The organism is Desulfuromonadaceae bacterium (assembly GCA_019429445.1).
GTDB lineage: Bacteria > Desulfobacterota > Desulfuromonadia > Desulfuromonadales > JAHYIW01 > JAHYIW01.
Genome location: JAHYIW010000005.1, coordinates 20,658 through 37,223, shown reverse-complemented (window position 1 = coordinate 37,223; position 16,566 = coordinate 20,658). Strand labels below are relative to the sequence as shown.

General features: G+C 52.8%; 12 protein-coding genes. 5 read left to right on the top strand and 7 right to left on the bottom strand.

The annotated features are described in order from the left end of the window. Positions 1-33: 33 nt before the first annotated feature. The 3 genes from K0A93_02695 to K0A93_02685 all read right to left on the bottom strand — a co-directional run bounded on the left by K0A93_02695 (position 34) and on the right by K0A93_02685 (position 2,657). The gene (locus tag K0A93_02695) at positions 34-1,131 is read right to left on the bottom strand and encodes a BamA/TamA family outer membrane protein (GenBank protein ID MBW6511014.1); all 1,098 of its coding nucleotides are present in this window, start codon (positions 1,129-1,131) and stop codon (positions 34-36) included. Positions 1,132-1,216: 85 nt separating this feature from the next. Beyond that, on the bottom strand, positions 1,217-2,143 hold the full coding sequence (locus K0A93_02690; protein ID MBW6511013.1) for a cation diffusion facilitator family transporter: 927 nt from the start codon (positions 2,141-2,143) through the stop codon (positions 1,217-1,219). Further along, positions 2,124-2,657: a hypothetical protein gene (locus K0A93_02685; protein ID MBW6511012.1), complete on the bottom strand. Its 534-nt coding sequence runs from the start codon at positions 2,655-2,657 to the stop codon at positions 2,124-2,126. Before K0A93_02685 ends, K0A93_02690 begins: the two co-directional genes overlap by 20 nt. Positions 2,658-2,840: 183 nt before the next feature. Here K0A93_02685 and mutS point away from each other — a divergent pair, with 183 nt between their 5' ends. The 5 genes from mutS to K0A93_02660 are packed head-to-tail and all read left to right on the top strand — an operon-like array spanning position 2,841 to position 12,015. Then, the gene (gene mutS, locus K0A93_02680) at positions 2,841-5,450 is read left to right on the top strand and encodes a DNA mismatch repair protein MutS (GenBank protein MBW6511011.1); all 2,610 of its coding nucleotides are present in this window, start codon (positions 2,841-2,843) and stop codon (positions 5,448-5,450) included. A 1-nt stretch (position 5,451) separates the two neighbouring features. Next, a complete protein-coding gene (locus K0A93_02675) occupies positions 5,452-7,185 on the top strand; it encodes an N-acetylmuramoyl-L-alanine amidase (GenBank protein MBW6511010.1) in 1,734 nt (577 codons plus the stop codon). Next, entirely contained in the window at positions 7,185-9,884 is a 2,700-nt protein-coding gene (glnD, locus tag K0A93_02670) for a [protein-PII] uridylyltransferase (GenBank protein ID MBW6511009.1), read from the top strand. The genes K0A93_02675 and glnD overlap by 1 nt, the downstream gene beginning before the upstream one ends. A 4-nt stretch (positions 9,885-9,888) precedes the next feature. Beyond that, positions 9,889-10,776 (top strand): site-specific tyrosine recombinase XerD, encoded by an 888-nt coding sequence (gene xerD / locus K0A93_02665; protein MBW6511008.1) that lies wholly within the window; start codon positions 9,889-9,891, stop codon positions 10,774-10,776. Between the two features lie 27 nt (positions 10,777-10,803). Beyond that, positions 10,804-12,015, top strand: coding sequence for a cofactor-independent phosphoglycerate mutase (locus K0A93_02660; GenBank protein ID MBW6511007.1), 1,212 nt, complete (start codon positions 10,804-10,806; stop codon positions 12,013-12,015). A gap of 12 nt (positions 12,016-12,027) precedes the next feature. Here K0A93_02660 and K0A93_02655 read toward each other — a convergent pair whose 3' ends face one another. The 4 genes from K0A93_02655 to K0A93_02640 all read right to left on the bottom strand — a co-directional run bounded on the left by K0A93_02655 (position 12,028) and on the right by K0A93_02640 (position 16,509). Beyond that, positions 12,028-12,579 (bottom strand): hypothetical protein, encoded by a 552-nt coding sequence (locus K0A93_02655; GenBank protein ID MBW6511006.1) that lies wholly within the window; start codon positions 12,577-12,579, stop codon positions 12,028-12,030. A 30-nt stretch (positions 12,580-12,609) separates the two neighbouring features. Continuing rightward, the gene (locus tag K0A93_02650) at positions 12,610-13,440 is read right to left on the bottom strand and encodes a hypothetical protein (protein ID MBW6511005.1); all 831 of its coding nucleotides are present in this window, start codon (positions 13,438-13,440) and stop codon (positions 12,610-12,612) included. Between the two features lie 222 nt (positions 13,441-13,662). Beyond that, positions 13,663-14,730 carry a PilT/PilU family type 4a pilus ATPase gene (locus K0A93_02645; protein MBW6511004.1) on the bottom strand — a complete coding sequence of 356 codons (1,068 nt, stop codon included), beginning with the start codon at positions 14,728-14,730 and terminating at the stop codon, positions 13,663-13,665. Positions 14,731-14,769: 39 nt separating this feature from the next. Next, complete coding sequence (locus K0A93_02640; protein MBW6511003.1) at positions 14,770-16,509, bottom strand: DUF4388 domain-containing protein; 1,740 nt, start codon at positions 16,507-16,509, stop codon at positions 14,770-14,772. Between the last annotated feature and the right edge of the window lie 57 nt (positions 16,510-16,566).

Genomic DNA, 16,566 nt, shown 5'->3' with positions numbered 1-16,566 from the left:
TTTGCGACGAATGAACGCGTCAGGAGATGAAGATCAAAACGCCTCATTGATCATCACCATCGGTGCCACACCATGTCTGGACAGGCCGATATCGACGCGCAAGTTGACACGATTTTCAGGATCAACGGCAAAGCGGATCCCGCACCCCCCGGTTAACAGCGGGGTGTCGTCAAAAAGTTCTTCAGGCTGTTCAGCAACGTTGCCGAGGGCGGCAAAGGTGGTCCAGCTGAAGCGCCCGGTAAGGTGGGCGCGATACTCCGTTTGTGCGGCATAAAGCCAGCGGTCACGATAACGTCCGCCGTACAGGCCGCGGAGCAGACGTGACCCGCCGAGCTGGCGTAACGCGTAAAGGGGCGGGGCGCCGCCAGTTCCTGAGGTGATGATGCGCAGGGCAACCAGGCTGTCGGTACTTAAAAGCCGGTAGGTGCGCAGGTCGAGGTTGTACTCGTTGTAGTTGTAATCTGACCCGACAGCGTTGCGATGGACAACAGCGTTCAATTTGCAGAACGATCCAGTGGTCGGCCAAAAGGTTGAATCGCGGCTGTCCATTTCGGTGAGCAGACCGAAACCAACGTCTTCGCCGCCAGCGGAGCCTTCCAGCGTGCCCCTGGCGAGTAACCCTCCGGGCTCGACATCACTGAACTTTTCATGATTGTAGGAGAGCGACATGCCGACCCGGTACGGGCCATCGATGCGTGCGGTTCCGGCAACGGTAAAGCCGCGTGTTTTACTGGTGAAGTCTTCATCGCGGTCACTGTCGCCAGCCTCCTTGCCGACTCCCCAAAAGGTGCTTGGCGAATAGGCGGTAAAAACGGCTCCGGTGAAGTGATAATCCCCTTCGTTCAAAAAAAAGCTTGGCTTGAGGGACAGGCTGTAGAGTCCCTTGCTGGAGTAGTAGGCATATGCTTGAAGATTATCGGGACGGTCCTTGCTGCCGTTGCTGAGAACCTGGTTGTACATCACCCCGATCGCCGCGCCGGTTTCGTTGGTGCTGAAGGCGATGGGGATAACCGGAAAGGTTTGCGGCGCGGAGTCTTCGGTTTTGGCTGCGGCGCTGTCAGTGACTTGTGCACAGATGCCTGCTGAAAATGTAGTCAATAAAAAAAGTGCTGCAATAATCAATGTGTACATTGCATATCAGCCTTATATCAGGTGCAGATCGAGTGGCTAAACGAAGGAAATAAAGCGGGCAATCGGTTCATGATGTCGACAAGTTTTAATCGGCGTCGTTCTTCATGCGCTCCGGAATACACACGTCGCGACCGGGACAATCTTCGCGTTTGCACGGCTCCATGTGAATCGTCACGTCTGCACCCAGAATGTCGTTCTCGATCTTTTGCTCCAACTGGTCGGCAATGTCGTGAGCTTGTTCGACGGTCAGATGACGACAGACGGTCAGATGAAAATCCATAATTTTCTGCGACCCCGCCTGTCGGGTGCGTAGATTGTGATAGTTGATGATATCGGCGCGGTGTTCATTGAGTAGTTGCTCAATGTGCTCCCGGTGCTCTTTGGGTAATTCCGCATCGAGGACATCGTTGAGACTCCTCCGCACCAGTTGCAGTGCTTCAAACAGAATATACAGAGCAACGCCAAGCGACAAGATTGGATCGAGTTGCGGGATATTAAAAATATTGACAACAACCAGACCGACGAGGAGGGCGAGGTTGGTGTAGACATCCATGGCAAAATGCAGCGAATCGGTTTCAAGCGCGGGTGAGTCGGTTGCACGTGCCACTTTACGCAAGTGCCGGGCGATCAGCCATGAACAGACGGCACTGAAGGCGAGGACGGCAATGCCGGTGTCAATGCGTCGCAACTCAATCTCACCGAAGAGGCGTCGGATCGATTCGAAAATGATCCATAATCCCGAAGCCGCGATGATCAATGCCTGAATAAAAGCGGCAAGTGTTTCGTATTTACCGTGGCCGAAGGGGTGGCACTCGTCGGCGGGTTGTTCGGCGCGCTGGATGGCAAAGAAATTAATGCTCGACATGAGGATGTCGAGCAAGGAGTCAACGGCGGACGCCAGAACGGCCAGTGATCCGGTGGCGAGACCGATCAGAAGTTTGATTGCCGCCAGCGATATTGCCGCCGCGACAGACAGATAGGCAGCAGATTTTTTAGGGCTTGTAGACATGATCTTCGTTCTGATCTGTCGGTTGACAGGCATCGTTCCAGGCAAAAAAACCGTCGCCGACAAGGTCAAGAAATGATTCTATCCGTTGTTGATAGAAATCGAGTTCGCGGCATTGAGCGCTGATTTCGTCACGCGTTGCACGGTCAATTTTACCGATTTGCTCGCAATAATAGTAGAATCCCATGACCCCGGTCAGCAGCTCCGTCAGCTCGGGCAAGTTCGGTTCAAGGTTGTTGACTATATACCAGTTGCCAGCGAATTGGCGAACAGTTCGCGGATCGATCTGGAAAATATTTTTCCGACAATGAGGAATAACGAATTCGCAGAGGAAATATGCGGCGCCGCGGGCCAGTTTGCTGGCCTCTTCCGGGTCAGCTGCATCGTTGTCAATCAGCTCATGGCAAAACCTTTTAAGCAGTTCGGTACAGAGCTGATCGGCGCGAATTTCATCCTCAAGTGTTTCGATATTGTAGGCGTTGGTGTCCAGAAGCTGACTGGTTGTTTCGTTGCGGGGCATAAGTCTCCGATAGATGAAGTTGTGCAGAAATAACCGCCTGTTTATTAACATTAGCATGCCTCTTGGTCAAGGTAAACTGTTGCTGGAGCGCGTCGGTTGAGAGTTTACTTCATGCCCTGATTTTGTTAATATCACCGTGTTTTTAAATGATTTTTGGAATTTATCTTTTGTCGATTGGTGGTTATGTCCAAACTCACTCCAATGATGCGTCAATACCTGGAGATCAAAGACCAGTATCCCGATGCGATTCTTTTTTTTCGACTTGGTGACTTTTATGAAATGTTTCTTGATGATGCAATCACTGCCGCGCGGGTTCTTGATATTACCCTGACGTCACGCAACAAGGGGGCGGCTGACGAGGTTCCCCTCTGTGGTATCCCCTATCACAGCTGTCGTCCGTACATCGCGAAGCTGGTCGAGAATGGGTATAAAGTCGCAATCTGTGAGCAGATCGAAGATCCGAAGGACGTCAAGGGGATTGTCAAACGCGCGGTGGTCAGGGTTGTTACGCCGGGACTGATCGTTGATGAAAATTCACTTCAGCCAAAGCGTAATAATTATCTTGTCGTCATCAATGATCATCGGCATCAATGGGGGATTGCCTCGGTCGATATTACGACTGGTGAATTTCGGATTGCGGAAATTTCATCATTGGAAGCGCTTGGCAATGAAATCGCCGGGCTCGATCCGCGGGAAATTGTTCTCAACGGGGCCGATGATAACGCTGCGCTGCCTGAGCAGCTGGTGGAGCTGTGTCGCGACCGGACCGTCACCCGCCTGCCATCGTGGGTGTTTGCCCGTGACCGTGCCGAGAGCCTGCTGCGTGAGTTTTATCGTTGTGACACCCTGGATGCTTTCGGCTGCGGCGAGCTGCCTGCCGCGACAGGTGCGGCGGGCGCGGCGCTGCACTATCTGCTGGAAACCCAGCGCGGGATGCTTAATCATTTGCGATCGCCGAGCACCTATGCTCCCGGTGATTTCATGATGCTTGACGATGCTACCCGGCGCAACCTGGAACTGACGGTCACGCTGCACGATGGGCGTAAAGCAGGTTCCCTGCTCGGAGTTCTGGACCGCACAGTAACGGCGATGGGGGGAAGAAAATTACGTCACTGGCTTCAACAACCGCTGATTTCATTGCCTGCGATTGTCGCTCGCCATGAGGCGGTCGCCGAACTGGTCGATGAAAGTATGTCGCGCGACGATTTACGCACCGCCCTGGATGGTGTTTACGATCTGGAACGACTGAATTCGCGGATTGCCATGGCGACCGGAAATGCACGTGATCTGGTGGCACTGCGCGTGTCGCTCGAACGGCTGCCGGATGTAATTCGCCCTCTTGGCCACTGCCATGCACCCCTGCTGCACACTTTACGCGAGGCGATTGATCCACTGCAAGACCTTGCTGCACTGATTGAGCGGTCGATCGTTGCTGAGCCTCCGGTCAGTCTCAGAGATGGTGGGCTGATACAGTCCGGTTACAATCTTGAGCTCGATGAATTGCGCACCATCAGTCGGGAAGGAAAAGGCTGGATCGCACGTCTGGAAAGGGACGAACGCGAGCGCACCGGAATCAGTAATCTGAAGGTCAAATTCAACAAAGTTTTTGGCTACTTTATCGAAGTCACCAGAAGTCATCTGGAACAGGTTCCCGATGACTTCATGCGCAAGCAGACGCTGGCTAATGCGGAACGGTTCATCACCCCGGCACTCAAGGAATATGAAGAGAAGGTGCTGGGGGCCGAAGAGCGTATTGTCGAACTGGAATATCAGCTTTTTCAGGCGCTGCGGACGGAGCTTGCCGGTCATGGGCAACGCCTGCAAACGACCGCTGATGCCCTGGCAAGCATCGACGTTATTGCCGGGCTGGCTGATCTGGCCCATCAGCGCGACTATGTCCGTCCGCAGATGACGACCGATACGACCTTGATGATTACCGAAGGGCGTCATCCGGTCATCGAAGCAATGACCCTCAATGAACCGTTTGTGCCGAATGATGTGTTCATCGATGCCGAAAAGGAACAGCTGCTGATCGTGACCGGGCCGAATATGGCAGGGAAGTCGACATTCATGCGACAAGTTGCGCTGATCGCACTCATGGCGCAAATGGGGAGCCTGGTTCCGGCACATTCGGCCCGGATCGGCATCATCGATCGTATCTTTACGCGGGTCGGAGCAAGTGACAACCTGTCGCGAGGTCAATCAACGTTCATGGTTGAAATGACAGAAACCGCACATATTCTCAATCATGCAACCTGGCGCAGCCTGATTATCCTGGACGAAATCGGTCGCGGCACCTCAACTTTCGACGGGCTGAGTATTGCGTGGGCGGTTGCCGAGTATCTTCACGATCATGCCCCGTGCGCGGCCAGGACTCTTTTTGCGACGCACTATCATGAATTGACGGAACTTGCGACAACGCGTGAGCGCGTCAGAAATTACAACGTTGCGGTCAAGGAGTGGAATGACCGGATTATCTTCTTGCGCAAGATTGTACGTGGCGGGGCGAGTCACTCCTATGGGATCCAGGTTGCGCGCCTGGCTGGATTGCCTCATGAGGTCATCGACCGCGCAAAAGAAATTTTAAAGAATCTCGAATCGGGTGAATATCTCGGCGAGGGGCAGCCGCGCCTGGCGCGCAGTACACACGATACCCCCATGCACAATCCACAACTGGCTCTTTTTGATCAGCTCGCTGACCCTTTGCGTGAGCGTCTGCGGACTGTCGACCCCGCCAGCACTACCCCCCTTGAAGCACTTAATCTGCTGGCTGAAATGCAGGAGTTGATCTGATATGCGCTGCTTACTGCTGATTCTGCTGCTCATTTTTTTCAGCTCCCCGGTTGGCGCAGCTGTCCCGGCAGAAACAGCTTACGGGAAAGCGCGTGACGCCTATTATCGTTTGATCGAGTCTTCACAAAAAAAACTTTATCGCGATAACTGGGGGAAGGTGATTGACCTTTTTACCGTCGTGCACAAAAACTACCCGGATAGCGCGCGCGGTGCCGATGCGGCTTTCATGGTCGGTTCATCACGTGAACAGCTTTACGCGATATCACGCTTGCGTGGTGATGCGGAGCGGGCGGTGGAATCTTATGATGAGATGGCGACAGCCTATCCGCAGAGCAATCTTGCCGATGATGCGCTGATGGCGGCGGGAAAACTTCTTGAGCAGCCGTTGCTGATACCGTCTGAGGCATTTCTTCGTTATCAGCGCATCGTTGACGAGCTCCCCCGCAGCGACATGGCAGCTGAGGCACGTCGGGCCGTTACCCGGCTGAAGCATTTTGCCCCGCAGCTGATGGATGCCCGTGAAAAGAGTAACAAGTCCGCCGGGAAAGCAACTCTGGAAGCGATTCGTTTCTGGTCCAATCCAGGGTATACACGCGTTGTTCTTGATTTAAGTACCGCGGTCAAGTATCGAACCAATTTTCTCAAAGACAATCTGACCCAAGGGGCTCCGCCACGATTGTATATCGATTTTGAAGATTCAACATTGGGAGCCGACATTGTCGATGCCACCACGGTTGACGATGGTTTGTTGCGCCGTATCCGGACCGGAAAGCCTAAAGACGGTTGCGTGCGGGTGGTTATCGATCTGGACAGTTTTCAGGATTACAAGGTGTTTGCCCTTGAGGAACCGTATCGAATCGTTGTTGACGTGCAGGGGAATGATAGCGCGCGAACCAGGATTAAAGAAGCTTCGAAAGCAGTTCCCGAACAAGCCGGAAAAACATCCCCGGATGACTCGATTGCCGTGCTGCTGAATGAGCACGGCAGATCCGCAGTCCCACGCGCGGAGATAACGAAAAAACCGCCAGCACTCGCGGGGGCTGAACCGGTGCTGAAGCGGGTTGTTATCGATGCCGGTCACGGTGGTAAAGATCCTGGTGCGGTCGGGCCCAACGGGGTTTTTGAAAAAAATGTCGTCCTTGACTTCGCGAAAAAACTGGGGAAGCGCCTGGAAGATGAGCTTGGCTGCGAGGTTATTTTAACGCGTGACCGGGATGTCTATCTACGTCTTGAGGAACGTACCGCAATCGCGAATCAGGTGAATGCCGATCTCTTCATTTCGATTCATGCCAATGCCAACCAAAATCGCAAAGTGCATGGAGTTGAAACATATTATCTGAACTTTTCCAAGAATGACAAAGCCGCCGCCGTTGCCGCACGGGAGAACGGGACATCCCTGAAACAGGTGGGAGACCTGGAACTGATCCTCTTCGACCTGATGGCCAATGCAAAGTTGAATGAATCGAGTCGCCTGGCAAACGATATTCAATCTTCACTGGTCAGTAAACTGACCCGTCATTACTCCCCGTTACGTGATCTTGGCGTGCGTCAGGGACCTTTCTATGTCCTGCTCGGAGCGACAATGCCATCAGTTCTGGTCGAGGTGGCATTTATCAGCAATCCTCTTGGTGAAAAACGTCTCACTAATCATGACTATCAGAACCATGCGATCAGCGGAATTGTCAGTGGCATCCGTAAATATACCGGTTCATACAAAGTGATTGCTGCAAAATGATGAGTCATGACAATCTTTCTTTTTTCCCCGCATCATTACTGAATGATCGTCACACTCGCGATGACGAGCGGCGGAAGCTGCTCCGCAAGGCGGCGGAGGAATATCTTGATTATCATGCCCGGCGCATCCGTGAACTGCATCGCAACGGTGCGAGCGGAACGCTGGTTGTCAGTGAATTAACGCAGACTTACGATGAATTGTTGCGTTCCCTGTTTCGTGGAGTTGCCAATGACCTGGGCGGTTCCGGGGCGGATTGTCTGCTGCTGGCTATCGGTGGCTACGGTCGCGCCGAGTTGAATCCACGCTCAGATCTTGACCTGTTGTTTTTTTATTCAGGGAAAGATCAGGTGGTTGCCAGGCAGATTGCGGAACGACTGCTCTATCTGCTCTGGGACTTGAAGCTGGATGTCGGCTATAGCGTGCGTACTGTCGACGATTGTCTGGAAATGGCCGGATCTGATTTGACCGCGCGGACCGCCTTGCTCGATTCGCGTTATCTGGCGGGGAATGAGAACTTGATGTTAACCTATGAGCGGCTTGTTCTGAAGCCGGTTTTCGGTGCAAACAGTCGTCGTTTCATCGCGGAAAAACTTGCTGAATATGAGGCCCGTCGGCAAAAATATGGGTCTTCAGTCTATCTGCTTGAACCGAATATCAAGGAGAGCGAGGGGGGGTTGCGCGATTTGCATTCCGCACTCTGGATTGCGCGAAGCAAGTTCAAGGCAAAATCTTTGCGTGGTCTGGTGACGAGCGGTGTTATCAGTGAGAAAGCTGCTGACGAGTTTCAGGAGTCGCTCGACCGCCTCTGGCGCATTCGCAATGAGCTGCATTACCTTTCCTCTCGTAAAAACGATCAGCTTCATTTTGATGAGCAGGAGAAGATTGCCAGCTTTCTGGGGTATCGGGACAATCATAAAGCCCCCGCCGTTGAGCAGTTTATGCAGGATTACTATTCATGGGCGACGCAAACGGAACACCTGGCTTCGGTGTTGATCGCGACGGCAACCAACCAGTATGACCAGCCGAATAAAATCGTCGGTTTTTTGCGACGCCGCACTGTTGAAGAGGGCTTTTATATACTGCGCGGTGAGCTGTGGGCAACCCGACAGGATCTCTTCGAGTACGAACCGGCCCGGATGATGCGCGCTTTCCGTCTCAGCCAGCAACACAACGTCCAGTTCAGCGTGCCGCTGAAGTCGATGATTCGTGACAACCTCAAGCGGATCAACGACAAGGCACGTCGTTCACGGATGATGGCCGAAGGATTCATGCAGATCCTGCGCGATCCCCATAATATCTTTTCAACGTTGATGACGATGCACCATCTGCGTTTCCTGAATCATTTTATTCCTGAGTTTGGTCGCATTTATTGCAAGGTTCAGCACGATGCTTATCATATCTACACGGTCGATGTGCACTCAATCTTCGCGATTGAAGAAATTGCCAGGCTATTGCGCGGTGAGTGTCGTGAAGAACGCCCGGGATTGACTCAGGTGGCGGCTGATGTCGAACTGAAGGGGCTGTTATTGCTGGCGACATTACTCCACGATATCGGCAAGGGGGAGGGGCGCGATCACTGTAATCAGGGCGCCGATCTCATCCCGAAGATTGCCCGGCGCTTCGGATTCAGCAAGGAAAACACCCAGCGGATCGAATTTCTGGTGAGAAATCATCTGTTGATGACGCATATTTCGCAACGGCGGGATCTTAGCGACGATCAACAGATCATCGATTTTGCCCGGCAGATGGGGATGAGTGAAAATTTACGGATGCTCTACCTGCTGACTTATGCCGATGTTCGCGCTGTCGGGCCGGATGTCTGGTCGGAGTGGAAGGGTTTTCTGCTCGAAGAGCTTTATGAAAAAGCTTATCGTGTGCTGGAACAAGGTAATTTCCGCCTCGAAGGGCGCTCGGAGAAGGTGCGCAATCGCAAGCGCAACGTTCTCACCTGGCTCCATGGCGAGATTGAAGAGCGCCGGGTCCGTGATCTTCTCAAGCACGTCAGTACCCGTTATATCCTGAGTTATCGTTCGCTGGACATTGCCGAACATTTTCGTTTTATGCTCAGTCGGGGGGATCGGTCAGTTGCGATCAAGATCGACCACGATGTGCAGAATCAATTCTCCAGCGTGATGGTGACGACGCTCGACCAGCCGGGTTTATTTTCCCTGATAACCGGTGTGCTTGCGGCAAACGGGATTAACATTGTTGGTGCGCGCGTTCATACGTTGAAAAACGGAATTGCCCTCGACATCCTTCAGGTTCAGGGGCCAAATGATAACGTTTTGGTTGATAAACGGAAATGGCGCAAAGTAGAGGACCAGCTCTGTGCCGTGATTGAAGGACGCGAACGTGTTGATAGATTGGTAGAACGCAGACGCGCCGGGCTTTTCAGCGGTGAGCGACCGAAGCCACGTCGTCCGACGCGGGTTGTCATTGATAATGCCACCTCCGTCGATCACACGATTGTTGAGGTTTACACGGAGGATAAGGTCGGCTTGCTGTACGAAATTACCAAAACGTTTCTGGATCTTGGCATATACATTGCGGTATCAAAAATTTCAACCAAGGTCGATCAGGTTGCCGACACGTTTTACGTCACTGACATCTTCAATCACAAGATTCACTCTGACGAGCGTCTTGATGAATTGCGTCAAGCCCTTAGCGGTCGGCTTGATGCCGATCTTGAGCTGAGATAGTTTTATGGATCAGTATCTTGATATTTTTCTTAATTATGTGACGGTTGAGAAGGGCCTGTCAAAAAATACCCTGGAAGCCTACGGGCGCGACCTGACCCGCTATCTCGATTTCCTCGGCAGTATCCCGCTAACGACCGTCAATGAGGTGACCCCCGCGATTGTTTTACGCTTTCTCGGTTATCTCAAAGACGAAGGGTTGGCGCCGCGCTCGCGGGCACGAGTTCTGGTTTCATTGCGGATGTTTCACAAATTTCTGGTCGCTGAAAAACATTCCTCAACCAACCCGACACTTCAGGTCAGTGCGCCGAAAAGTATGCGCTCGTTACCGTATGCCCTCGCTCCAACCGAAGTTGAACGGCTGCTTGCCGCGCCTCAAGGGAATGAACCGATGGCGTTGCGCGATCGGGCGATGCTCGAAGTCCTCTACGCGACAGGGTTGCGGGTATCGGAGCTGATTGGTCTGAAGTGTGGTGATCTGCAACTGGAGGTTGGCTATCTGACGGCATTTGGAAAAAGAAGCAAACAGCGTCTGGTGCCGATGGGAGAGCTGGCGATAACGGAAGTGCGTGATTATTTGAGGTTGGTTCGACCAAAGCTGGAAAAAGGTACCGGCAGTCTTTATTTGTTTCTCAATCGCTCAGGACATGGCTTGACACGCCAGGGCTTCTGGAAGATTATAAAGCGCCGCGCACGCGAAGCGGGGATTGCCAAGAACATTACCCCGCACACATTGCGCCATTCATTTGCTACCCACCTGCTTGAGAATGGAGCTGATCTGCGTGCGGTGCAGACACTGCTTGGCCATGCGGACATTTCAACAACACAGATTTATACGCACGTGACCCGTGAGCGGTTGCGGCGCATTCATGAACAATATCACCCACGTGGATAATATCGCGTGGTAAACAATGAGGTGAAAATGAAGTACATCGTGTTACTTGGTGACGGCATGTCCGATGAACCTGTTGCTGAACTTGACGGGCAAACCCCGCTGCAGGCTGCCAAAACCCCGGTTATGGATGAACTGGCGGCAGCCGGTCTGACCGGCGTGGCGGCAACCGTCCCCGAGACATTTCATCCTGGCAGTGACGTCGCCAACCTGTCTGTGTTCGGTTACGATCCGGCGACCTGCTACAGTGGGCGGGCACCGCTTGAGGCTGCCAGCATGGGGGTCAAACTGGCACCTGACGATGTTGCCTTTCGCCTTAATCTGGTCAACCTGCAAGCGAATTTCGGCAAGCTCTATATGGCCGATTTTTCAGCCGGGCACATCTCTACGGCAGAGGCCGCTGAAATCATCGCCATGTTGCAGGGAGAGCTGGGTGGTGACGAGTTCATGTTTTATCCGGGAGTGTCGTATCGTCATCTGCTGGTCTGGCGCGGGGGGAAGGATCAGTTGCACTTCACCCCACCGCACGATATCAGCAATCAACCGGTTGATAACTATCTTCCCAGCGGTGACGGGGCGGACACCCTGCTGCAACTGATGACCTCGTCGCAACTCCTTCTCCACAATCACCCGGTCAATTTGCGGCGTGCGCAGACCGATCAGTTTACTGCCAACTCAATCTGGCTCTGGGGACATGGACGTTCCCCGCGAATGGAAAAGCTGACGACAAAGTTTAACCTGTCCGGCGGCGCGGTGATCTCTGCGGTCGACTTGATTAAGGGGCTTGGCATCTACGCCGGGCTGGATGTGATCGAGGTCCCCGGCGCGACCGGCTATATCGACACAAATTATCGCGGCAAGGCTGAATACGCGCTTGAGGCGCTGAAAACCCGCGACTTTGTCTACCTGCATGTTGAAGCACCCGACGAAGCGGCACACGGTGGGCTGCTGAAGGAAAAAATTCAGGCGATAGAATCGTTCGACGAGCTGGTGGTCGGGACCGTGTTGAACGGTTTGCGTAACGCCAAAGAAGATTTCCGGATTCTGCTGACCCCCGACCATCCGACGCCGGTGGCTAAAATGACCCATACCCGTGACGCGGTGCCGTTTGTGCTGTATGGATCGTCCGGTGAGTACAAATCTCCCGTTGCTGTTACTGGCTACTGTGAAACACAGGCGTTGTCGACCGGTGTTGTTGTTGACCCCGGTCATCAGTTGATGACACGGTTGATTAAAGGATAACGATAGTCCGGGTTATTTCATCAACTGAATACGTCCGACCTGCGGTTGCGGTACCAGGGCCTTGGTGACCGAGCTGACTCCGGCGCCGACATATATGGCGGAAATAAAAACCACTGCGGAAAGGAGAATGCCAACGGCGAGATTGCCATTTTTCAGCATTTTACCCAAGTGCATTTCCGGATTGATTTTTCGAGTTAATTTGCCGAACAGGCGCAGCGTAAAAGAAATGGTTAACACGGCAATCGCCAATGAAATAAACAGATGACCGCAGATGAGCAGCCCCGCTTGCCAGAGTGGTGTTGCCATCGCGCTCGGTGCGTTCAGCGCCAGACGAAACGACGTGACCGACGCTTCCAGACCATTCATCAGCAACAATGCTGCAGAAACCATGATTGCCGCCATCAACGTTCCCACTGCGGCATTCCCTTTGCAGATTTCTTCTTCCATATCAAAGTCGGGATTGGCTTTAATAAAAAGCCGGTAAATGACCTCTATAATCAGTCCCGACATGACAATCATCAGTGCAAGCTCCAGCAGGCTGGAACCAAGGCGCATAGTAAACATTGGGGTTGTACCTCCGTTACGGGGTGCAGGTCAAATCGACAACGGTTCGATCTGCAGTTCGCCACCGCTATTCAAGGTTTGCAAGGTATATTCACTGACCGCTCCAACCGGGAGCCATGCCGGTCCGGCCGGTTCCATCAAAACGTACGGCACCCCCTGGTATTCGATAAACAAATCACCTTTGCCGGGATTTTTCATAACCCCCAGCAGATAATGATCAGGCACGCCCAGGCCGATCAGGCGGATTTCATCCCAGTTGAGGAGCATCGCCGCAAGCAGTGCCGCCTTGCTGTCGCAGTCTCCCGCTCCTTCGGCAAGGGTTACCAGTGGCGGGTAAATGCCAGCCGTGTGACGCTGGTCAATAACTTCTGGAATGTTGCGATAGGCGAGTGCCGTCTGCACCAGAGTGAGTGCGGTGGGGAGAATATCCGCCGCCGCATAATGCATCTGTGCGGTTAACTGGTCAAGTGCTACGGCAACCGGTTTGAGATGATGAACATTGCGCCTGACAATTCCGGGGAGATCGGGAGTGACCAGTTGGGCGGACAGAAACCTGAAACCGCGTTCCTCAAAAAAAGAATGAACCTTTGCGTCGAATTCCTGATTGATTTTTGCCGACATTTTGTCAAGCTCAGCCTGGTCAAGGAATAATTCGACGGCATGCTGATAGGCCCCCGTAAGGGCGGCCTGGTGCTGCTCAGTCAGAGCGTCAAGCTCGGTTTGGTCATAGCCGTAGTCGCGCTGATAGGTTCTGAGTTCATTGCGGGGAATCGATACCGCAAGCGTCAAACGATCTCGGTGATAACCGTGAAAATTATATTCATTTGCAATGACTGACGGATCCTGAGCAGTGTGCTTCATGTCGGCGGATGCGGAGGGTTGGTTTCGGCTTAACGTCGCGGAAGCCGCTGCGTAGGTATTTAATTCGAGGATGGACGCAACGGTTTGATTTGTATATTGACTCAGCCAGAGACTGTTTCCCGCAATGACGGCAACCAGCAACACCAGCCAAAAAAAATGTTTGGTTGAAAAACAGGAAAAGGAAAGGTTCACACCAGGTCTCTTCTGCTCAGAGCGGAATTGTCAGGTGAACGTTAATTTGCGCTCAAGATCAGTCGAATGAGTGAAACGTTTAGCTTCCTCAATGGTAATGACATCTTGTTCACAGAGTTCAATCAGATGCTGATCGAGGGTCTGCATATGGTACTGTGAACGCCCTTCTTCAATGTGTTTTTCAATCTCGGACAAGCGGCCTTCACGAATGCAGGCCTGGATTGTCGTCGTGGTGCGCATGATCTCGACCACCGGAAAGATTTTTTCGCCGCTCTTGTCTTTGATCAGCCGAAGCGAGATCGTCGCGACCAGAATATCGGCGAGCCGCTGGCGGATGATATCCTGCGCTTCAGGGGGAAAGTTGCCGACCAGTCGATTGATCGTCGAAACGGCCCCCTGGGTATGCAGGGTCGAAAAGACCAGATGCCCGGTTTCTGCCGCCTTGATACAGGAGTCGATCGTCTCCGCGTCACGCATTTCACCGACCATGATAACGTCGGGATCCATGCGCAGGGCGGATTTCAGCGCCGTGGCAAAGTTGTCCGTATCGATTCCCACTTCACGTTGAATAATGCAGCTCTTGTTTGATGTGAAGAGAAATTCGATCGGATCTTCAATTGTGATGATGTTGTAACTGAAGAAATTATTGAGGTGACTGAGCATCGACGCCATGGTCGTCGATTTCCCGTTTCCGGTCGGTCCGGTGACCAGGATCAGTCCATTCGGGGATTTGGTGATTTCACCGAGAACCGGCGGCAGGTTCAATGCGCTGAAATCGCCGATATGTGGAGGAATGACGCGCATCACGATGCCGAAATGACCACGCTGCCGAAAGATACTGACCCGGAACCGTCCACCGCTATCTAACGCGTATGATGCGTCGAAATCCCTGACTGAATCGTTCAGCTCACGGTTGTTCTGTTCGAGAATGGTCTTGGTTATGAATTCAGTGTCTTCGTGGACAAGATTGGGAAGTTTTGAGCGGATGATCTGACCCCGCCCGCGAAAAAAAGGCGGGTTGTCGACTTCAAAGTGTACATCTGATACCTTCTTTTGAAAGGCAATTTCAAGAATCTGATTAAATGTTTTTGCATCCATAACGATTCCTGCAGGAATAAAGTTGTTTGCAATGTACTCTTAATGAGTCGTCTTTTCAAGCTGTTTGCGGAAGAGGGCTTCATCAAGGACCAGCCCGGCGTGATCTGCAAGTGTCTTGAGTAGATCAATGTGGGTGGCGGTCGGAGCGTTCTCGCCAAAGTCGGCGTAGATCAGCGCAATCACCCGGCCGCGACTCTTGAACGGCAGCAGCAGGACACGTTCCGTGCGCGGGGTGCCGATAACGGAAAAAAGGTGCTCTTTAAGAACCGCATTGTTGCTCTCGGCATAAAAGGTTTTTCCGGTTGCAACCGCCTGGCGAAAAATTGAATCTTCCGCAAGGGGCAGATTGATCTTCGGAGCGCGTGTCGGACCGTCCTCTCGCGGAGTATTAATCCCGATTCCACGTTCAGCAATCAACTCATTTTTGGCGACAATCAATGTCAGGCCGCGCTGAAACATTTCACTGACAAACGAGAGCAGAACCGCTGAAAGTTCCGGCGCCAGCGACAGTTTTTCCAGCTGGTCACAATAGCGACCGAACCGGGCAAAGGGCTGTTGCTCCTGACGTTCAATAAAGTGCGTGGAAAACTCCTGAAGGGTTCGATAAAACGCAATCGTTGCATCGATATCAACATCCTGATCCCAGCGCGGCATTACCGCCAGAACCCCGTCGCGATAAGCCTGGAGTGAAAACTCCGGGGTCGCCGGGGATGCCAGTTGGACAATTGCTGCCTGGGGATGTGTGCTCTGAAGGTGCCGCCGTTGCTCTGTAACGGACGCTTCGCTTGCACCATCCCCGCAACGAACGGGGGAATCAAAAAATACCAGGGGGATGAGCCCCCTGGATAAATATTGTCCGGTCATGAATTCAAGATCGGTTGCGTCACCCGTGGCAAAGACCTGAAAACCGAGCTGTTTGAGTATGGTTGTGACGGTCAATTTAAGCAATTCATCATGACTGAAGAGAACGATGCCCCCCGCCTCCTCGTTCCCGTGAACGTTTTTTGAACTGGCGGTGAATGTTTTCAGAAATCGATCAAAACACTCCTGCTCCTCATCCGTGGCCGTGGTCAACAGTTTCCGCAACCGTTCGCGCTGACTGTCAAGCGGAGGGTGGTCGCGCAGCCCCGCATAGACCTGAGGGATGGCGCGCTCCAGTTTGTCGAGTTCATCCAGCCCCAGAAGTTCTGCTGAAAGCTCAAGGTCTGTTTCCGTTGCAACCAGGTCCTCGTCTGCCCAGACGCCATCCTGAAGTTCGCCATCGCGCATTTTTTCGTCAAAGATGCGTAACGCATCCATCAGTACGCCTTGCGTGCCGAGCAGGAAATCCTCGTGAAGCTGTTCGGGGAAATAGCGGTAATTGTCGCCGATATTGCCGCTTTCAACGTCCAGGATAAAGGTTCCTTTGTGCCACGAAAGGATCTGGACAATGGTCAGATGGATAAGGGATTCAAGCCCCTTGAAAGCGTCTTCTTTTTTGATTGAACCCCCTTCAATCAGGGCGGCAATCAGCGGCTGGCGCCGGTCCCCCGCTGCCGATTGCTCAGCCAGGGTCTGCTCAAGTTGTTCTTCAGTTATCGCGCCGTTTTTAACCAGAATGTTGCCAATGCGAACGTTGTTGTTTGCGTGGTTGGCGCTGACGATATAGCCTTTTTCAAAAACCAGCTGACATTCGCTGCGGCCATTCGTTATGCGCAGGGTGCCGGTTTTCTGCGTCGAATGAATCAGTTGAATCACATCGACGATGGGGAGATGTTCGAGATCACCACTGAAGGACATATTGTTCCTTTCATACGCGTAAGACATCTATCAACCCGGCATTAAACTAAATTCTGA